The 21,215-nt window shown below is 37.4% G+C and carries 17 protein-coding genes, 1 other RNA gene and 1 pseudogene; 13 read left to right on the top strand and 6 right to left on the bottom strand.

Annotated features, from left to right (window positions below; translation table 11 throughout):
* Positions 1-154 precede the first annotated feature (154 nt).
* Entirely contained in the window at positions 155-2,488 is a 2,334-nt protein-coding gene (locus tag NGR58_RS02985; RefSeq protein WP_258088198.1) for a PBP1A family penicillin-binding protein, read from the bottom strand.
* The gene (gene recU, locus NGR58_RS02980) at positions 2,485-3,111 is read right to left on the bottom strand and encodes a Holliday junction resolvase RecU (RefSeq protein WP_258088197.1); all 627 of its coding nucleotides are present in this window, start codon (positions 3,109-3,111) and stop codon (positions 2,485-2,487) included. The genes NGR58_RS02985 and recU overlap by 4 nt, the downstream gene beginning before the upstream one ends.
* Positions 3,112-3,224: 113 nt before the next feature.
* Here recU and NGR58_RS02975 point away from each other — a divergent pair, with 113 nt between their 5' ends.
* From NGR58_RS02975 to uvrB, 9 genes are all read left to right on the top strand, one after another.
* On the top strand, positions 3,225-3,794 hold the full coding sequence (locus NGR58_RS02975; protein WP_258088196.1) for a DUF1273 domain-containing protein: 570 nt from the start codon (positions 3,225-3,227) through the stop codon (positions 3,792-3,794).
* Between the two features lie 87 nt (positions 3,795-3,881).
* Positions 3,882-4,316 (top strand): cell division regulator GpsB, encoded by a 435-nt coding sequence (gpsB, locus tag NGR58_RS02970; RefSeq protein WP_258088195.1) that lies wholly within the window; start codon positions 3,882-3,884, stop codon positions 4,314-4,316.
* A gap of 24 nt (positions 4,317-4,340) precedes the next feature.
* Positions 4,341-4,714: RNase P RNA component class B (gene rnpB, locus NGR58_RS02965), an RNA gene on the top strand.
* Between the two features lie 103 nt (positions 4,715-4,817).
* Positions 4,818-5,951 carry a THUMP domain-containing class I SAM-dependent RNA methyltransferase gene (locus NGR58_RS02960; protein ID WP_258088194.1) on the top strand — a complete coding sequence of 378 codons (1,134 nt, stop codon included), beginning with the start codon at positions 4,818-4,820 and terminating at the stop codon, positions 5,949-5,951.
* A gap of 35 nt (positions 5,952-5,986) precedes the next feature.
* Complete coding sequence (gene pcrA / locus NGR58_RS02955) at positions 5,987-8,266, top strand: DNA helicase PcrA (RefSeq protein WP_258088193.1); 2,280 nt, start codon at positions 5,987-5,989, stop codon at positions 8,264-8,266.
* Positions 8,267-8,280: 14 nt separating this feature from the next.
* Complete coding sequence (gene ligA / locus NGR58_RS02950) at positions 8,281-10,308, top strand: NAD-dependent DNA ligase LigA (protein WP_258088192.1); 2,028 nt, start codon at positions 8,281-8,283, stop codon at positions 10,306-10,308.
* Positions 10,309-10,349: 41 nt separating this feature from the next.
* Complete coding sequence (locus NGR58_RS02945; protein ID WP_258088191.1) at positions 10,350-11,549, top strand: CamS family sex pheromone protein; 1,200 nt, start codon at positions 10,350-10,352, stop codon at positions 11,547-11,549.
* Positions 11,550-11,650: 101 nt separating this feature from the next.
* Positions 11,651-12,286, top strand: a complete 636-nt coding sequence (locus NGR58_RS02940; protein ID WP_075269650.1) for a YfbR-like 5'-deoxynucleotidase — start codon at positions 11,651-11,653, stop codon at positions 12,284-12,286.
* 111 nt (positions 12,287-12,397) lie between these two features.
* The gene (uvrB, locus tag NGR58_RS02935; protein WP_258088190.1) at positions 12,398-14,413 is read left to right on the top strand and encodes an excinuclease ABC subunit UvrB; all 2,016 of its coding nucleotides are present in this window, start codon (positions 12,398-12,400) and stop codon (positions 14,411-14,413) included.
* An 89-nt stretch (positions 14,414-14,502) separates the two neighbouring features.
* Here uvrB and NGR58_RS02930 read toward each other — a convergent pair.
* From NGR58_RS02930 to NGR58_RS02920, 3 genes and pseudogenes are all read right to left on the bottom strand, one after another.
* A pseudogene (locus tag NGR58_RS02930) lies at positions 14,503-15,968 on the bottom strand (peptide MFS transporter).
* A gap of 237 nt (positions 15,969-16,205) precedes the next feature.
* The gene (locus NGR58_RS02925; RefSeq protein ID WP_258088189.1) at positions 16,206-16,460 is read right to left on the bottom strand and encodes a hypothetical protein; all 255 of its coding nucleotides are present in this window, start codon (positions 16,458-16,460) and stop codon (positions 16,206-16,208) included.
* Positions 16,461-16,463: 3 nt separating this feature from the next.
* Positions 16,464-16,889, bottom strand: a complete 426-nt coding sequence (locus NGR58_RS02920) for an HIT family protein (RefSeq protein ID WP_258088188.1) — start codon at positions 16,887-16,889, stop codon at positions 16,464-16,466.
* Between the two features lie 119 nt (positions 16,890-17,008).
* Here NGR58_RS02920 and NGR58_RS02915 point away from each other — a divergent pair, with 119 nt between their 5' ends.
* The 3 genes from NGR58_RS02915 to trmB are packed head-to-tail and all read left to right on the top strand — an operon-like array spanning position 17,009 to position 19,468.
* A complete protein-coding gene (locus NGR58_RS02915; RefSeq protein ID WP_258088187.1) occupies positions 17,009-17,707 on the top strand; it encodes an ABC transporter ATP-binding protein in 699 nt (232 codons plus the stop codon).
* Between the two features lie 5 nt (positions 17,708-17,712).
* Complete coding sequence (locus NGR58_RS02910) at positions 17,713-18,822, top strand: ABC transporter permease (protein ID WP_258088186.1); 1,110 nt, start codon at positions 17,713-17,715, stop codon at positions 18,820-18,822.
* A complete protein-coding gene (gene trmB / locus NGR58_RS02905; protein ID WP_258088185.1) occupies positions 18,806-19,468 on the top strand; it encodes a tRNA (guanosine(46)-N7)-methyltransferase TrmB in 663 nt (220 codons plus the stop codon). Before NGR58_RS02910 ends, trmB begins: the two co-directional genes overlap by 17 nt.
* A 76-nt stretch (positions 19,469-19,544) precedes the next feature.
* Here trmB and NGR58_RS02900 read toward each other — a convergent pair whose 3' ends face one another.
* Entirely contained in the window at positions 19,545-19,970 is a 426-nt protein-coding gene (locus NGR58_RS02900) for a YslB family protein (protein WP_258088184.1), read from the bottom strand.
* A gap of 107 nt (positions 19,971-20,077) precedes the next feature.
* Here NGR58_RS02900 and NGR58_RS02895 point away from each other — a divergent pair, with 107 nt between their 5' ends.
* Complete coding sequence (locus NGR58_RS02895; RefSeq protein ID WP_258088183.1) at positions 20,078-20,983, top strand: ADP-ribosylglycohydrolase family protein; 906 nt, start codon at positions 20,078-20,080, stop codon at positions 20,981-20,983.
* Positions 20,984-21,215 lie beyond the last annotated feature (232 nt).

Raw genomic sequence — 21,215 nt, 5'->3', positions numbered from 1 at the left:
CCCGTAATTTACGTAAATTACGGGACTTTTTGTTTGGTTACAAAAGAAAAACTGGTCGGAAATATTTCAGTTTAATACTGAAACTTTTCCGACCAGTTAGTCGTTCAAACTTTACGTCAGTCTACTAACGTAAGTTCATATTTTTAAATTATGCTTATTGCACGTTATCTCCGCCACCATTGTCTGTGGATGGTTGGCTTGATTCACTTGGCTGACTTGGTTCTTCAGAAGTACTACTGCTTTCTGACTCTTCAGAAGAAGAAGTTTGCTCAGAAGACTCCGTTGTTTCTGATTCCTCTGATGACTCTGAGCTACTACTTGGTTCTTCGGAACTAGATGTTTCTGATGACTCTGAGCTACTGCTTGGTTGCGCACTAGATGAACTTCTTGATGGTGTAGACCTTGATGAGGACTTTTTAACCGCTTGACTAATTGTCTTTTCCGAAGAAGTATCTGCACCAACAACTGAGTATTCTTTGACACCATTAACGGTTGAACTCTTTACAGTATTTGGCATGTCCCAATCAGAACCATCTGCACCAGCGCCAGACATAATGTAATCCATCAACGCTTTGTATACACGAAGAGGGGTAAACTGTTGCTCACCAGATGCCAATGAATGTCCTTCTTCGTTTGGTTCATCATAACCTGTCCAAACGGAAATTGCGGCCGTCTTCGTAAAGCCAGTAAACCAAGCGTCTGAAGCAGATTTGTCTGGCATGTTCAATGAGTCATCATAGGCTGTAACACCAGTTTTACCAGCTTGCGCATAATCCGACGTGTTAATAATCTTAGCATATGAATCCGTAATTACTGACTTCATCATGTTCGTCAACATAAATGCGGTTGATGACTTCATTGCCGTGTCGCTTGAATTTTTAAATTCTTTCACAGCACCACTTTGATCGGTAATCTTTGAGATATACTGTGGCTTGTAATACTTACCACCGTTCGCAAATGCAGAGAAGGCAGCAGCTTCCTGCTCACTGGATACATCAATACCAATAGCACTTGAGGCAACTAGCTTATCACTATTAATCGGAATGCCTAATTTCTTTAGAAATGCTGAAGAATTATCATAGCCAACTTCTTGCAATGTCTTGATAGCTGGTATGTTTCGCGATTGGGCAAGTGCTTTACGCATGGTTATCTTACCTAGATAAGAACGGTCTGCATCATAGACTGGTGTATTAGTGCCAGGGTACGTATATGCTGAGTCATCAACAGAATGATTAGTTGACCAACTTAAGTTTTCAACTGCTGGTCCGTAATCAACCAATGGCTTAGCTGTTGATCCTGATGAACGATTTGTATTCGTTGCACGGTTTGAACCCTGGAGACCATTTTGCTTACGACCACCAATTTGGGCCATTACTTGTCCATTGCTTGGATTGGTAACAGTCAAACCTACCTGCATCAAATCGTCTTTCCATGACACATAATCATCTGTATTAGCAACATCATAGGCCCGTTGTTGCACATCAGAATCTAGATTAGTTTGTACGACTAAGCCATCTTTATTTAAGTCGTAACCTAAGCTAGTCAACTTGTTTCGTACAGATGTAATATACGCATCATCGACCTTAGCATCTTCACTTTCTGAATCAACTGCATCATGATCAGAAGTCAAACCAGTTTTGATTGATGTCTGACTATATTTCGTGGCATCTGACTGAGAAATCACATCATTATTTGCCATAGCTTTTAATACATCGTTACGGCGAGATGTGGCACCCTTAGGATTAGAGTAGGGATCATAACCAGATGGTGATTGAGGTAATCCCGCAAGCAATGCCATCTGTGGTACCGTTAATTCAGAAATGTCCTTATTAAAGTAATATTGTGCAGCGGTTTTCATACCGTATACACCGTTACCCATATATACCTTATTCATATAGAGGGTTAGTATCTGATTTTTCGAATATTGTTTCTCTAATTTAGTAGCCAACCAAGCTTCTTGTGCTTTACGCTTAAACGTTTGATCACTAGAATTAGTTGAAAATACTGTTAACTTAATTAATTGTTGCGTTAACGTTGATCCACCTTGAAGACCTAAGGAAGAACCTGTCACGTTAGCAAAGGCAGCCCCCAAAATACGACGAGGGTCTACACCATGATGTTTGTAAAAGCGACGATCCTCAATTGAGACAACTGCCATACGCATCTTTTTGGGAATCTCATTTTGCTTTGCCGTTTCTCGTTTTGATCCCGTTGAGTAGAAGACATCACCATCTTTATCTAAGAATTTAGTTTGTGATGTACCAACTAGCGCAGAATTAGTAACTTTAGGAGCCGAAGAAGCATAATATGCAAATAGTCCGGCACCCACAAAACCACCAACTACAATTAAAATAACTATCGTCCAAAATGTATACTTTAAAATACGCTTCCATTTGGAACCAGACTTTTTAGGCTTTGGCTGAGATGGCCGTTTATTATTTTTCGTGCTGTTACGTCCCCGTTCAACACGTGACATCTCTTCTGTCATACTAAGTTATCTCCTTTTTGTTCACGTCGTGCAAGAAGTTTATCCACTGCCACTAAATAGGGGGTAGTCGGACTGATTCTTTGCTCAATCAACTCACCTGATTTAACAACCGCTTCATATGGAATAGACTTTCTACCAGTAGCCTGATTGTCCCAGTATTGGAAAATGAGGTCTGCCCACACAACATAAGTTTCTTTTAAAACTGAAAATCTAATTATCATAAATGCCAATCCATGTTGTGCAGCAATGGCTTTCAAATGTTTGACTTGATGGTCATGGATATTATTTAACGGAAACGAACGTTTATGACTTGTTTCCTTAGCATCAAAATCAATATAATATCCTTTGTAGATGCCATTGTAATCTGTTGTTGAAGCTTGACTAAAATATGCTTCTGTAATTTTGGCTGCAGAACGAGCCGGATAATTTACATTAACAATTCGAATAGGCGTTGGTTTCTTATGGATAACCGCTTGCCCAGTTGCTAAGTAGTAACTATTCGCAGCATTTATATCAGTCTCTAATGACATTCCTCGCTTACTTTGCGAAACACCTTGGCTTACCCTTGGTTGTTTGAAAGATTTGCCGTTAAAGGAATGTCCGTTGGGATAATTAAAAGCCATGACACACTCCTATAATTAAACTTTATCTTTGTCATTATAACAAAAGTAGCGCAATAGTAACAGTTTCCGTAAACTGACTAAAAATATAAATACAGAAAGAGGTGCACGATTTAATGGATCGTATTTGGATAACTGGTTTCCGAAATTATGAATTAGGTATTTTTAACAATAAGGATCCAAAATTAACCATTATAAATTTTGCAATAAACAAACTTTTGACAAATGCCATTTATGACGATTGTAATTGGCTAATCACTGGTGGTCAGCTTGGTATTGAGCAGTGGGCAATTGAAGAAGCCTTAGATTTAAAGCAAACAAAGTTTCCAGACTTTCAAATTGCTTTAATGACACCATTTGTCGATTTTGGAAAAAATTGGAAAACAGATAAGCAAGAAAAACTAACTAAATTAAAGCAATCTGTCGATTTTAGTAGTTCTGTATTTAACACCCCTTATGAGGGGCCAAGACAACTAAAAGCGTACCAGCAATTTATGCTAGATCACACAGACAGGGCAATTATTTTCTATGATCGAGAGGCTGAGAATACGCGAGCTCGCTTTGACTATCAAGCGATGAAAAAATATGCTTCAGAACACAACTATCCGGTTATGTTAATTGATTTAGATCGATTACAAGATTATGCTGATGAATATCAAATGCAAAATTCTGATTATTTAGAATAAGAAATATTATTTTTTGCATAACTAACTTTGTCATCTATAAAGAAAGCTGGTAAACTAAGGTAAGAAGAAAACTAAGGAGTGCAAGTGATGGAAAACGTGCAACATACTCGTGAAGAAATTCTAAACAAGGATTTTAAGAAAACACGTATTGGTACCGGTTACGATATAACGGATGTAGATGCTTATTTAGATGAGATTATCTCTGACTATCAAGCTTTTCAAACTAATATTAGTGAATTAAATAATCAAAACCAAAAACTAAAGGATCAAGTTGCTGAATTAACAAAGCAAGTTTCAGCAGCTCCAACGACGACATCATCAACACCAAAAGCTTCGCCAGCTCCTGCTGTTAATACAAATATGGACATCTTAAAGCGTCTTTCGAATTTGGAACGCCGCGTATTTGGTGCTTCATCTGAACAATTTAAGAAAAATAAAGAAGCAGATAACGCAGATGATGATAAAGCAGAAGAAGTGGAAGATGTGATTGTTAAAGAAAATAGTACACAATCTGCTGAATAAGTGTATAATGGTTATTCGTGATGTGTTAGTGGGTGATTGCGTGTGGCTTATGCTGCATGAGGAAAGTCCATGCTCGCACTAACTGTGATGTTAGTAGTGTTCGCGCTAGCTGAAAAAATAAGGCTAGGCATTCAATGATTTGAATGATGGCCAGCCAAAGATCTAAGGATTTTATCTATGATTTAGTAAGCTGCTAAGGTGCCACAGTGACGAACCATCAAAGAAATGCGATGGATGGAACGCGGTAAACCCCACGAGCGGGCAACCCAAACTTTGGTAGGGGCGCTTGACCTAGCGAAAAGAAGTGATGGTCGGGGAAACAGAAATGTTTGAGATAGATGATTACCACCAAATAAAGATTGCCAATTTTTATTTGGAACAAAACATGGCTTACAGCTAATACATCAGGCAGCCGGCGTCCTTGTGGCGTCGGTTTTCTTTTTGCCCAAATTTTTAATCTCATTTATAATAAAAAGTATCAACTTGAAAAGAGAACTGAATATGAAAAACTTTAAATTAATGGCAACAATGGGTGCTGGTATGGAATCAGTAGTAGCCCGTGAGCTAAAAGAAATGGGCTATGCTACCGAAACAGAAAACGGACGTGTTTTATTTGATGGCACAGTTGAAGACATTTATCGCACAAACTTATGGTTACGTGTGGCTGATCGTATTAAAATAGTTGTGCAAGAATTTGATGCCAAAACTTTTGACCAATTATTCGAGAAGACAAAAGCTTTCCCATGGGAAGATTTATTACCTTATGATGCCAATTTCCCAGTAAATGGTCGTTCAAAGCACTCTATCCTACATTCTGTACCAACTGTGCAAGCAATTACTAAAAAAGCAATTGTTAAACGCTTATCTGAGGCTTATCACGCTCACAGTTATCTACCAGAAACTGGTCAACGCTATGTTTTGGAAACGGCAATCGATAAAAATCATGTCATGATTACCCTAGATACGACTGGTGACTCACTGTTTAAGCGTGGTTATCGTACCGAAAAGGGTGGGGCCCCATTAAAAGAAACCATGGCAGCCGCGTTGGTCAAATTAGCCCATTGGTTCACTGATAATCCATTTGTTGACCCAACAGCTGGATCAGGTACGATTGCCATTGAAGCTGCTTTGATAGGTCGTAATATCGCTCCTGGTTTAAACCGTGAGTTTGATATTACTGATTGGGACTGGTTTGATAAAAATATTGGTCAAACGCTAAAGGCACAAGCACGCAGTATGATTAATTTTGATGAACCCTTAGATATAACCGGCTATGATATCGACGAAAATATGATTGAGATTGCAAAAGCTAACGCTGAAGCTGCTGGTGTCGGCGAGGATGTAACATTCAAGCAATTAGCTGCAGCAGACTGGTCAACTGACAAAATCAATGGTGTCTTAGTTGCTAATCCACCTTATGGAGAACGACTTGGTGATGAAGATGCTGCCCGTCAACTTTATAGCCAAATGGGCCATATTTATAACAAGATGCCAACATGGTCTAAATATATTTTGACATCAGATGAAGAATTTGAAACTGCCTTTGGTAAAAAAGCAACTAAAAAGCGTAAGTTGTACAATGGTGCCTTAAAAGTTGACTTATACCAATATTGGGGTAAAAAAATTCGTAATTAATCAAGCGACATTTGCAATTCGAGAGGAGACAGACTATGAATCCGTTACTTGCGGGTATGAATGATAAGCAAGCTGAAGCTGTTAAAACAACAGAAGGGCCATTATTAATTATGGCTGGTGCGGGTTCTGGAAAAACACGTGTGTTAACCCATCGCGTAGCTCACCTGATAAAGGATTTAGATGTTTTGCCATGGCGTATTTTAGCAATTACATTTACCAATAAAGCTGCCCGCGAAATGAAAGAGCGTATTGGGCAACTAGTTGATGAAAATGATGCTAATGCTGTTTGGGTGTCAACTTTTCACGCCCTGGCGGTACGTATCTTGCGTCGAGACATTGATAAATTAGGATATAAAAAAGACTTTTCTATTATTGATGCTAGTGCCCAGCGTACTTTAATCAAGCGTACTCTAAAAGATCTTAACGTAGATATTGAAAAATATACGCCACGTTCAGTTCTGGGGGCTATTTCTAATGCTAAAAATGTCATGGAAACACCTGAAGAGTATGCTAAAAAAGCATCCGGTCCATTTGAAGAAATTGTTGGAAAAACATACAAAGAATATCAGCATCGTTTAGCTTTAGCCCAGTCATTAGACTTTGATGACTTGATTATGCTAACAATTGAGTTACTACACAAAGACCAAGAGGTACTTAGCTACTATCAAGAAAAATTTCTTTATGTGCATGTCGATGAGTACCAGGATACTAACGATGCGCAATATGAACTAGTGACATTACTTGCTGCTAAGCACCGTAATTTGGCAGTTGTTGGTGATTCTGATCAATCAATTTATGGTTGGCGTGGTGCGAACATGCAAATTATTTTGAATTTCAGTAAAGAATATCCTGATGCCAAAACAGTTATGCTGGAACAAAATTATCGATCAACGCAAACAATTCTGGATGCTGCTAATGCGGTGATTCGTCATAATAATGAACGAATTGCCAAAAAGCTTTGGACAGATAATGGTGAAGGTGAAAAAATCACCTATTATCGTGGTCAATCCGATCGATCAGAAGCACTTTTTGTTATCAAAGAAATTCGTGATGCGGTTAATTCGCAAAAATATGACTACAAAGATTTTGCCATCCTATATCGAACTAATGCACAATCACGTGGTGTCGAAGAGGCACTAGTTAAGGCAAATATGCCTTATACTGTTATTGGTGGTTCTAAGTTCTATGATCGTAAAGAAATTCGCGATATTTTGGCCTATTTGTCATTAGCCACAAATCCCGCAGATAACGAAAATTTCTTGCGTATTGTTAATGAACCTAAACGTGGTATTGGGCAAACTTCTCTAGAGAAGCTACGCCGCTTTTCTTTGGAAAAAGGTTGGACGTTATTAGATAGTGCAGCTAACGCAGCTCTAATTCCTAGTCTTTCTGCAAGAGCAGCCAATAAATTAACCGATTTTGCGACAATGATGGCAACATTTATTGAACAAATGTCGTTTGATTTGAGCTTGACTGATTTGACAAAATCTATTTTAGAGAAATCAGGCTATGAGGCACAACTTAAGAAGTCACCGACGCCAGAAAATGAGGGACGTCTAGAGAACTTGTCTGAATTTTTGTCAGTTACTGAAGAATTTGATAAAAATTATGAACCAACTGACGAAAGCATCTCAAAATATGTTGATTTCTTAGGTGAATTAGCCTTAGTTTCTGATTTAGACAATGTTGATGAAAATAGTAATAATCAAATCACGTTGATGACACTGCATGCGGCAAAAGGATTGGAATTCCCTGTCGTCTTTCTTGTTGGTATGGAAGAAAACATTTTCCCATTATCAAGAGCAGCTGCAGATGATGAACAACTTGAAGAAGAACGTCGATTGGCTTACGTTGGAATTACACGTGCCAAAGAAAAACTATTTTTAACAAATGCTTATTCAAGATTACTGTATGGTCGAACAACAAGTAACCCAGCTTCTAGATTCATTGATGAAATTGATGCACAATTAATCAATGAAAAATACGATGGTACTGGTTTCCAACCTACAAATCGTGAAAAGGATTTGCCATTTAACAAACGTTCTGTACCTGCACAAGGCGTCACTTTTAGTGGTCGTAAACGACAACAACCACTGCAACGTACCAGTCAATCAAAGCCAAACGTTACAAATACTGGCGCTGAGAAAAAAGATTGGGTAATCGGTGATGCAGTGCAACACAAAAAGTGGGGTATCGGTCACGTTATCAAAATTACAGGTGAGGGTGAAGATAAAGAATTAGATATCGCTTTTCCAGATCAGGGTATTAAGCGTCTATTAGCTGCCTTCGCGCCAATCAGTAAAGTTGAAAAATAGACAGGAGATCGATCATGACAGAGGTTGCACAAATGGACTCAACTGAAGCTGCTGAGCAAATAGAAAAATTACAAAAGCAGTTACAACAATGGGCGAAAGAATATTATGAAAATGATGCACCAACTGTTGAAGATTCTGAGTATGACCAAGCTTATAAAAATTTACAAGAGCTTGAGACAGCCTTTCCAGGATTAGTCAGTCCGGATTCTATAACACAACAAGTTGGTGGACATAAAACAAAGTCAGAACTACCCAAAGTTGTACATGAAGTACCAATGCTCTCCTTGGGTGATGTCTTTTCATTTGATGAATTGACTAACTGGATGGTAACCACTCAAAAATCATTTATCGAAAAGCTAAGCTACAATGCAGAGTTAAAAATTGATGGTTTGGCAATAAGTTTGGTATATGACAATGGTAAGCTGGTACAAGCTTCCACACGTGGTGATGGAAACATTGGAGAAGATGTCACCAACAATATTCAATACGTCAATGACATACCTAAACAGTTAAACGAACCATTGTCCATTGAAGTTCGTGGTGAAATATACATGCCTAAACAGGCCTTTGTTAGCTTAAATGAAAGTCGTGAACGTGAAGGTTTGCCAACCTTTGCAAATCCACGTAATGCAGCAGCTGGTTCACTGCGCCAATTGGATCCACTCATCACGAAGCAACGTAAATTGTCAGCATTTCTTTATCAGGCAATTGATGCAACACAAATTTTAAATGTTACCTCGCAATCTGAATTACTAGAGCGACTACGTGATTTAGGACTACCGACAAATACTACAAATGCTGTCGTGACTAATATAGAAGATGTTGAAAATTATATCGTGTCGCAAACCGATAACCGTGACTCACTATCATATGGTATCGATGGCATTGTGATTAAGGTTAATCATTTAGATTATCACGAAGAGTTGGGGAACACAGTTAAAGTGCCAAAATGGGCAATTGCATACAAATTTCCACCTGAAGAGGCAGAAACAGTTGTTCGTAATATCGAATGGACCGTTGGACGTACAGGTGCGGTTACGCCGACTGCAGTCATGGACCCAGTCCAATTAGCAGGAACAACAGTTTCTCGAGCCTCGCTACACAATGCTGATTATTTGCAATTAAAAGATATTCGTATTGGTGATACCGTAACGCTCCATAAAGCAGGTGATATTATTCCCGAAGTCGGGAAGGTTATCATCAACCAACGACCAGATACAAGTGTCGTCTATGAATTACCGAATGATTGCCCAGCTTGTCATCAATCACTTGTGCATGTTGATGGTGAAGTTGCCCTAAGGTGTATTAATCCAGCTTGTCCTGCACAAGTACAAGAATCATTGACTCATTTTGCTTCGCGAAACGCTATGAATATCGATGGATTAGGTCCAAAAATCATTTCACAATTATTAGTAAATGGATTGATTACGAAAATAACCGATTTATATCGCTTACGCTATGATGACTTGATCAATTTAGATAAATTCGGTGACACGGCCGCAAATAACTTATTAAATGCCATCAATTCATCCAAAAGCAATTCTGTAGAACGTTTATTATTTGGTTTAGGTATTCGAAACGTGGGTGCAAAGGCTGCTAAAATAATTGCGGCAAAATTTGGTAATTTAACTACAATATCGGAAGCAACAGCTGACGATATTGCCCAACTACCCGGTATGGGATTAACAATTGGCGACAGCATTGCGCAATATTTTGCAACAGAACAAGCAAAACAATTATTAAATGATTTTGTAAATCTTAATGTTAACCTAGAATTTACTTCTCAAACAGCAACTATCGATAATCCATTGTTCTCAGGTAAAAAAATTGTATTAACTGGTGCATTATCTCTATTTTCAAGACGTGATGCGTCAGCATGGCTAGAGTCACAAGGTGCTACGGTAGCAAGCTCAGTTTCTAAAAAAACAGACTTGTTGATTGTGGGTGAGAATGCCGGCTCTAAACTTACAAAAGCCCAAGATTTAGGCATTGAAATTTGGTCAGAAAAACAATTGCGTGATACTATGGATAGTAATCAATAAATTTCTAAGCGAAACGCGGTTTAGATTAAAGGAGAACACGTATGCGTGCAGTAAAATGGCTTTCTACCATTGGTGTTGTTGCGGTGTTGATTGCAGCACTAGTCTTCTTTGGAAACTTCTTCTCTAAGAATTCTTCCTCAGTTTCAAATTCTAATAATAGTGGCAAGACAACAACCACGGCAACAAAATCAAGTAGTTCAAAAAAGGGAATTCAGATAACTGAAAAAAATAACAACTCATCTTATCAAACAGTGATTAAAAATGGTCGTTATTTAACGAGTAAAGCCAGAGGTGTTTCTGCAACCCAACAAAACAACACCTATAACCAAGTTAGTTTTGAAAACGGGCTACAAGACTTTGCAAAGGAACATTTTAGTACTTCTAAGTATATTTTCCAAGAAGGACAGTATTTAACAACTGATACGGCGAATAATTGGTTAGACCGTAAATCAAACGATAACCCAACTGGTTTAAATCCTGCAGATAATGGTAAAACCGATAATAGTCGTAATCCAATCTACTTACAAACGATTGAAGAGCAAGACTTTATGACTAAAGATGGTAATAATTTGAAGTTAAACGGAATTGTTCTTGGACTTGCTATGAATACACAAGACACTTACCAAAAAGAGCAATATGGTTCTAATTATACGCAGGACATCAGCAATTCTGATCGTATTCAACAAGGTAAGCAAATGGCCCATGAAGTTGTTAAACGGTACCGTAAAATGAATGGCATCAGCAATGATATTCCGATTTATGTTGCCATGTATTCGCAATCAAAGGATGATTCACTAGCCGGTGGTAGCTTCTACAGTTGGAATGTTTCAAAGTCAGGTAACAACCTTGGTAGTTGGACAGATATTAAGGATCAAACCGTTGTATTACCTATGCAAACTGGCACTGACAATGAGAAGTCTGTCGCAACAAAGTTAAATAAAAGTTTCACTAGCTTCTCAGAAAATATTCAAAGTTTCTTCCCTAATCTATCTTCAGTTACCGGACAGGCATCATACGAAGGTAATAACTTAAAGGGATTGGTGGTTGACGTTTCAACACAATTCTATTCAGCAACTGAAATAGAAAGTTTTGCTAATTATATCGCACAGAGTGCACCTAATTATCTACCAACAGGTGTACCTGTAAAGATTAAGATCGAAGCTTCAACTGGTATGCAAGCATACTTAATTCAGGGATCAGATGATAGTAAATACAAGGTTACTATCCTAAACTCATATTAATACAGTGAAAGAGCCACAGTGATGTGGCTTTTTTTCTTGCTTTTCTATACACTTAACAGTAATATGATACAAATGTATATTTTATGAGGAGGCATATACTAATGGGAATGCATCAATATTTATCAGGATTGAATGAGTTAGAGATGATTACTCGTGCGCCAGGATATTTTAAATACCAACCACATTCGGTTGCAGCTCATTCTTGGAAAGTAACTGAGGCAGCTCAATTTCTTGGAGATATTGAAGAGGCACATGGCAAAGACGTTGATTGGCGTATGTTATATGAAAAGGCATTGAATCACGATATTACAGAACGTTTTATCGGTGATATCAGAACACCCGTTAAATATGCATCATCTACTTTGAGACATATGCTTGCCGATGTTGAAGACACTTTGTCTGATAATTTCATTAATACTGAAATACCTGAAGAGTTACAAGATGTCTATACCCGTCGGTTACATGAAGGTAAAGACGATACTCTAGAAGGTCGCATTCTTTCAGTTGCAGATAAAGTTGATTTGCTATATGAAGCATTTGGTGAATTACAGAAGGGGAACCCCGAACCTGTATTTACAGAAATCTATAAAGAAAGTCTTGAAACAATTTTCGCTTTCCGTGATATGCCAAGTGTCGCTTACTTCATCAAAGAAGTATTACCTGAATTACTCAACGAACATTTTCCCGGTTCTGAAAAATTACAACGTATTTATATCGGTATTTTTAATGCTGATTAGTTTGTTATAATAGTGTTAGTAGTTTGCAAATTAGAATTAATAAGAGCAGCTGCAGGATATGAACTAAATCAGCTGCTCTTTTATTTTTAGCAAGAAAGTAGGATAGCATAAATGTTTAATCGTGATACTGATAATGAATACGATTTAGTTTCGAAATATCAACCCACCGGTGATCAACCTGAGGCGATTAAAAAATTAGTCAACGGTTTAAAAAATGGTATCAAAGAACAAGTCTTACTAGGTGCTACCGGAACGGGGAAGACATTTACTATTTCAAATGTCATTGCACAAGCAAATAAACCAGTTTTAGTATTATCACACAACAAAACCTTGGCGGGACAATTATACGGTGAATTTAAAGAATTTTTCCCAAATAATGCTGTTGAGTACTTTGTTTCTTACTATGATTACTATCAACCTGAGGCTTATGTTCCTTCATCAGATACTTATATTGAAAAAGATTCATCCATTAATGATGAGATTGATAAGCTCCGAAATTCCGCAACTGCATCGCTACTAGCACGGAACGACACAATTGTGGTTTCATCAGTTTCGTCAATCTTTGGTTTAGGTAGCCCAGAACAATATTATGACCATGTTATTAATGTCCGTGTTGGAGATATTTTAGAAAGAAATGATCTCATGCATCGGTTAATAGATATTCAATTCCAACGTAATGATATTGATTTTCAACGTGGACGCTTTCGTGTTAGAGGTGATGTTTTAGAAGTATTCCCGGCATCATCTGATGCTAAAGCACTGCGAATTGAATTTTTTGGGGACGAGGTAGATCGTATTCGCGAAATTGATGCGCTTACCGGAGAAATAACTGCTGAACTAGATTTGGCAACAATTTTCCCAGCAACGCACTTTATGACAAATGATGCAATTCGTGAGCGTGCTTTAAAAACAATTCAAGCCGAATTAGATGACCAGTTGCAAAGTCTTGAAAAAGATGGCAAATTACTTGAGGCACAACGCCTTAAGCAACGAACTGAATATGATATTGAAATGATTCGAGAAATGGGGTTCACCACCGGTATTGAGAATTACTCACGTCATATGGATGGTCGTAAACCTGGTGAACCACCATTCACATTGTTAGACTTCTTCCCAGATGATTTCATCATTATCGTCGATGAGTCCCACGTTACGATGCCACAAGTTCGTGGTATGTATAAAGGTGACCGTGCTAGAAAAGAAACCTTAATTAATTATGGTTTTCGACTACCATCAGCCCTTGATAACCGACCATTGCGCCTCGAAGAGTTTGAAAACCATGTTAACCAAATTATTTACATGTCTGCTACACCAGGTGACTATGAAAATGAACGTGTACCAGAAGAGAACGTCGCCCAACAAATCATCCGTCCAACTGGGCTACTTGATCCTGAAATTGAAGTCCGGCCGGTTATGGGACAGATCGATGATTTAATTGGTGAAATCAACAAACGCGTTGCTAACGAAGAACGTGTTTTTGTAACCACCTTAACCAAGAAAATGGCTGAAGACTTAACTGACTATCTAGAAGACGTTGGTATTAAGGTCAAGTATCTACATTCAGACATTAAAACTTTAGAACGTACGGAAATTATTCGTGATTTACGAATCGGTAAATTTGATGTGTTAGTTGGAATTAATCTATTACGTGAAGGAATTGACGTTCCTGAAGTATCATTGATCGCCATTCTAGATGCGGATAAAGAAGGCTTCTTACGTAATACCCGGTCGTTGATTCAAACAATTGGTCGAGCAGCACGTAATGAAAATGGTCATGTAATTATGTATGCAGATTCTGTTACCGCTTCAATGCAATCGGCTATGGATGAGACATCTCGCCGTCGTCGTATTCAAATGCAATATAACGAAGAACATAACATTACGCCACATACCATTAAAAAAGATATTCGAGACTTGATTTCTGTTAGCCATGACGTGGATAATGATTCGAAAGAAGAGGGTAGCTTTACTGATGTTGCCTTTAAAGACATGGCACGTGATGATCAAAATGCCATGATTGCCAATCTTGAAGACCAAATGCGCGCTGCTGCCAAGCGCCTTGACTTCGAAGATGCTGCTAATCTACGTGATGCTGTCATGGAATTAAAATTACAAATAGGCAAATAATATATTTAAACTAATTAAAACGCCCCATAAGTATTAAGCTTTTATCGCTAATACTTATGGGGCGTTTTGTATAAATGTGTATTTTTTATTTAATTAGTTGCACTTAAACTATCATTCAAAATTTTTATTTTCTTAGTTGCAACCCATAACAAAAGACCAGCCAACACAGTAATAAAACCAATGATCAAAAAGTAGGCAACTTCTGTATCAGGTGAATAAAGCTTTACTAATTGTGCATTAGCAGCTTGTGCAGTAGCATCTGATAAATTCCAAACTGTTAACATTTGCGCTTGGAATGCAACTGGTGCCATTTTCGCTGATGCTGATAAACCAACTGGCGAAATCAGCATCTCTCCAACTTCAACTAATGCCCAAGAGGCAACTAACCACAGTGGATTGAAATGATTGTTTACACCAAATAGCATTCCTGGGAATGCCATCCATACGTATGATAATCCTGCAAATACTAGACCCAAGGCAAATTTTACGCCAGTTGCTGGTTGTTTATCACGTAATTTTTTTGACCAAAGCCAAACGAAGAAAGGCGTGAAAAGCATAATAAACAATGGATTTAGTGACTGAAACCAAGAAGCTGGGATACCATGTAGAGCCGTTTGATTTGCTGCAAATAGTGCCAGAACAACTGATCCTTGTTCTTCAATAATCCAGAACAACATAGCAGCAATAAACAATGGAATATAAGCAATGACTTTACGACGTTCAAATTTTGTTGTCTTACTTGACGTCAGCATGACGACAAAGTAAACAACCGGTACCAAAATAGCCACAGCAGTTAACACATTAATAATCGAGTCAATATTTAATGCATCTGAAACCTTTAAAGTAAATAAGATTAAAATAATTGCAATAAGTATCAGGCCAAGTTTCCAACCTAATGATTTCATTTCTTCAGTTTGTAATGGTGATGGCGCTTTTCTTGACACATTACTTAAATGCTTACGTCCATCAACCGTATATTGAACTAAACCAATAAACATACCAATGGCTGCTAATGAAAAGGCAACATGAAAGTTAACGTTAACTTGGAACCAGCCTACCAAAATAGGTGAGACAAAGGATCCTAAATTAATACCAAAAACATAAATAGAAATCCTGCGTCTCGACGTTCATCATCCTTATCATAAAGATTTCCAACCATCGTAGCAACATTAGGCTTCAATAATCCTGTTCCTAAGGTAATTAGGACAATAGAACCAAAGAGGCCTGGTGCTCCAAGTGGCATTGATAAAGCAATGTGACCAAACATAATGAGCACACCACCGTAAAATACTGTCCGCCAAGAGCCTAAGATACGATCTGCCAAATAGCCACCAATTATACCTGATAGGTAAACCATCGATCCATAAATGGACATAATTGCTGCACCAGTTACCGCGTTAAATCCTAGGCCACCTTTATCAGCAGCGTATATCATATAAAATAACAGTATGGCTCGCATACCGTAATATGAAAAGCGCTCCCACATTTCAGTAAAGAACAAAGTCATTAAGCCTCGTGGTTGACCGAAAAATGAGGCGCTATCTTTCTGATTCATCAAAAAAACCTCACTTCACATTAAAAAATGTGCATATTTATTCTAAAAAACGAACGTTTGTAATTTTACGCTCATTCAAAATGAAAATCAATTGCATAATTAACCACGTGAAGAGGAGGTGAACTACATCACTACTTTAAGATTTAAACGATCAAAATATGTTTATATCGCTAACAAATCCTTGACTAAGAATTAAAAAAAGCTGAGACATTTTTTGTCCCAGCCTGTTCAACATATTTATTTTTTATTTTTTGGAAAAGCAGCCAGAGTGTCTGTAATTCGTGTCTGTGCCTCGTTAATGCGATCAAGATGTGGTTTATTTTTAAAATCTAATTTTTTAAGTTGAACTTGTAAATCGCTCGCCAATTCATTAATATCACTAACAGAATCTTGGATATCTGACACTGACTTTTTTATCGAATTAACAGCATCTTTTTCACCTTTAACTGCATTTTTCAAATCGTGAAATCGTATTTTTGCTTTTTCAAACATAAATTAATCCCTTTCAAATTGTTCAGCAATCTTTTGTGCTCTTTCTTGATAGATTTCTTCTGTCATCTTATCACTATTATCTAGTACAGGGATATCATAACCATCATCAACATAACGTGGTAATAAATGAAAATGTGAATGGAAGACTGATTGACCAGCAGCTTCACCATTATTATTAATGATATTTAATCCAATAATTCTATCATCACTTGCTTTAATTGCACGCGCAATTTTAGGAAGAACACCTAATACACGCGTAGCTAGTTCTTCATCATATTCATAAATATCAGCAACATGTTTCTTAGGAACAACTAGCGTATGACCAGGGGTTGCTTGCGTCAAATCTAAAAATGCTAATACATCATCATCTTCATATACCTTATATGAAGGAATCTCACCATTAATTATCTTATCAAATACATCTGACATCTTATATCCCTCCTCTAACTTTACCTACATTATACAGTTAATTATAATTTCTGTCTGGTATAAATAATGATATGTTTTTTGGTAAAATAGAATAAACAATAGAAATACAGGTATATATCATGAGCTTAGAAATTAAAAACTTATCTGGCGGATATGGCAAACTAACCGTTTTGAAGGACATTTCATTTACCGTTCCCGATGGTACATTGACTGCCTTAGTCGGTCTAAATGGCTCTGGAAAATCAACAACGATCAATCATATTATTGGGCTACTACAACCGAAGCAGGGTAGTATTATCCTCAATAATTTGCTATTGAACCAAGAGCCTGTTACCTATAAATCACAACTTGCATACATCCCTGAGCAACCAGTCGTATATGAAGAACTCACCTTAAAAGAACATCTTGAATTAACAATTGCTGCTTATCATTTAGATGAAAAAATTGCTTGGCAAAGGGCCGAAGAGCTGTTAAACACCTTTCGACTGAACGATAAATTAACATGGTTCCCAACGCATTTCTCAAAAGGTATGCGTCAAAAAGTAATGATTGTCATGGCTTTTATTACAGATGCAAAATTATTCATCATTGATGAACCATTTTTAGGTTTGGATGTCATTGCCGTCAATGATTTATTAAAATTAATTGATAGTCGAAAAAAAGAAGGGACTAGTTTTTTACTTACGACACATGTTTTAGACACGATCGCAGGTCATGCTGATCAATTTGTCTATCTTAAGGATGGCGAAGTAGCTGCTGCAGGTGCAGCAAGTGAATTTACGAAACTCGTACCAGAATTAGCCGTAAGTAAGGAATAATGTCAATGAAATTAACTCATCTATTTAAAGATCGCATTGCGAAGAGGTGGCAACAGTATCTCAAATACCTCAGATATGTTTTTAATGACCATGCTGTATTAGCATTGTTTATTTTAGCAGGAGCAGGCGGTCTAGCGTATCAATCACTATGGCAAAATGCACCTATCAATATGTGGACCAAAAGCATACTGCTTATTGTTATTTTAGTGACCTTCATTTTTTTCAAAAACCCAACCAATTTCATCAAACAGGCAGATCCAACGGCCTTACTAGGAGACGAAACGGTTCTACGTACGCTACTAAAACAAGCAACAATATATAGTATGATTGTTAATGGTATCGTTGAAGGGATTTTGTTAGTCGCATTGTGGCCGATGATGTTTCACTTACTCACAAATTCACTAACGTTAATTTTAATTTCAACTGTGATTTTAATTGCATTAAAAATATTGCTTACCTATATTATTGCAAGTAAGCAGCGTCTATTTCCAGATGCAAAGGGTTCAAAATTAATCAATTGGCGTCATCTGGTTACGACAGAAGAAAATCATCAGTTCATCGTCTTATCATTTTATAATCTATTTATTGATGTACCAGGAATTACACCAAAAATTAAGCGGCAATCTTGGGCTGATTCATTCATTAAAGTTTGGGGCAGACATAGTCGTAATCCACTGACTACTCTCTATGTCACAGCATTTATCCGCCGAACACAATATGTTAAACTATGGTTCCGTCTGACTATTTTCGGTAGCCTGGCTGCCTGGTTCACTACGGGGTGGCTACAAACAATTCTATTGATAATATTGTTTTATTTACTAGTGTTACAGTTAATGCCACTAAGCAATCTGCACCAACATATCGTCTTTAACTTTCTATATCCAATCACAAGCCGCCAACGCATACAAGCATTTCAGTACGCCATCTTACCATGGCTAGTGATAACCCAGTTAATCTGGCTAATCATTGCATTTGTGGCTACTACTAGCATTAATTTGTTGTTACAAAACCTAATTTGCCTTGTCGTCATAGGGGGCGTTTTGGTATTCTTGTATACGAAACAAAAAATAAATAAAAGCACACAAAGGAGAATTACTCGTGCGTTTAAGAAATAAAAAATGGGCACAACCATGGTTAGAAAGTCATACAGATCTCGTGATCAATCAAGACCGAGCTGTCTCATTAAAGGGTAATTGGCAAAGCGTTTTTGAAAAAGAACAGCCTTTGCAAATTGAAATTGGTACTGGTAAGGGGCAATTCATTATCGGTATGGCCAAAAAATACCCAGAAATTAATTTCATTGGTATGGAAATTCAGGAAGCTGCAATAGCCGTTGCTGGTCGAAAAGCGGATGAAGATGAAGCATTATTGCCAAACTTAAAATTTATCTATGGTGATGGTGCGGGAGTAGATACTTACTTTACTAAGGGTGAAGTCAGCAAGCTATTTTTGAATTTTTCTGATCCTTGGCCAAAAAAACGTCACGAATCGCGACGTCTCACGTATAAATCATTCCTAAAAAGCTATCAAGCTGTACTCCCTGAAGGCGGTGAAGTTGAATTCAAGACCGACAATCGAGGACTTTTTGAATATTCACTTTATTCCTTCGCTAACTTTGGTATTCGTTTTGAGCCAACCAGTATATCTTTAAACTTACATGAAGATGACGATAAGATGGCTGACAATGTCGAAACCGAATATGAACATAAATTTGCATCTCAAGGGTACCCAATTTACAAATTTGTTGGTTCATTTAAATAATGTCATGATAAAAAGACCTACGACTAACTCGATGTTTAAAAATCTATGTTAATCATGGGTCTTTTAATTTTATTTATTAATTTGGCATATCGACAGGTTCCTCTGTCATAACGGTAATCGTAACTGAATCTTTACCAGCATCCCATTGGGCTTCTGCACCAGTATTCGTTAATTGCTGAATTGCTTGTGCCAAAAACCCAGCCTCTAGTGCAAAAATTGCATTAGGATGCTTACGCAATCTTTCATCAATAACAGGACCATTTAGTAACCATTTTTGCTCAGACGATTTTTGATCAGTATTGGTAAGATAACCAAATCCCGCTGACATGAAGAAATTTTGAATTTCATTAATTCCTGCGAGTTGAAACTCGCTTGCAATTGATTTGCCGGCCCAATATGTAATCTCAGATTGGTCCTCTTGTAATAATTCAGGTAATAGATGATCGCGTAATAATACTAGTGAAAAGATGTCAAATTCCTGGACTTGTCGTGATTCTGTCATTTTTTACTCCTTTTAACGTACAAAACTAATTATAGTGTATTCCAGCTTAATTTGCCAACAGTTTACATGAGTGTTACAATTATGTTCTTGAAAGGATGGAGTTTTACATGGTTTTACCGTATAGTCCACTAAATAACAGTACACTAGGTTTAGTTACTGGTGATTTAATAGCACAACGGCAAGTTGATGGTAAGCGAACATCATGGAGTGGAGACTCCGCTTTAACTTTAGCAACAATCAGCAGTTTATCATATGGATATAATCTAACTGACATGATGGATCGGTATCTGAGTTGGTATCAGTCTGGTGAATACACTAATCACGCTGAAAAACCAATCGCAGTCGGTAGTACAACAACATTTGCGTTAGATAAGTATGAACGGACAAGTGACCCCTTTAATTCAGGGGGACGTGAAATGTCAGACAATGGTAACGGTGCATTAATGCACATTACCCCCGTCGTACTATACTTACGGGCACAGTACGGTGAAGACTTTGCCTCTCATGCACCAGCGATGTTAATGTTACACCAAATCACTGGTTTGACCCATAATCATCCCCAGTCACTAATTGCCAGTGGCTTATATGCGATGCTTGTCAATAATTTGTTACAAAATATGCCACTTATTGAAGCAGTGGATCTAGCTGTCAGTAGTTCATATGAATATTACTCACAGCATCAAATCTTTGCTCAATTTTTACCAGCATTCCAAGCTCTTAATAAACCTGACTTAAAGAGCGAGTCTGCCAATTCATTGCGCACATCAGGTTATGTTGTTGATACACTAGAAGCGACTATTTGGGTTATACTAAATAGTACAAGCTTTGAAAGTGCAATATCACTTACAAAAACTTTACCAGGCGAGTCAGAGCGCATTATGCCACTTGTGGGTGCATTAGCGGGCATACTATACCATCAAGAATTTCTTGATGCGTATCAAACAAATGATAAAGAATTAGAATTAGTGATGGAAACACTGCACCTAGCAAATAAAAGCCATAATTTTAATTAATTCTGTTGCAAAAAAGATGGCGAAATTGGCCATCTTTTTTTTAGTCATTTTAGAGGCTCTGTGTCAAATAGCGTGAAAAACAGTAAAATCGATTAATTAGGTTTGTGAAAAGCGACTGTGAATCTGACAGATTATGTCAGATTCATGGTCGTGTTTTTTGTTAATAAGTTAATGAAGTTTAATTTAATTTTGTGACGATTAAATATTTTTTTACCTATTATTAAAAAATAAA

The sequence above is a fragment of the Weissella fangxianensis genome (genome assembly GCF_024718545.1).
GTDB lineage: Bacteria > Bacillota > Bacilli > Lactobacillales > Lactobacillaceae > Weissella > Weissella fangxianensis.
Note: the sequence above shows the minus strand (reverse complement) of the source record. Positions and strands in the feature narration are given on the sequence as shown.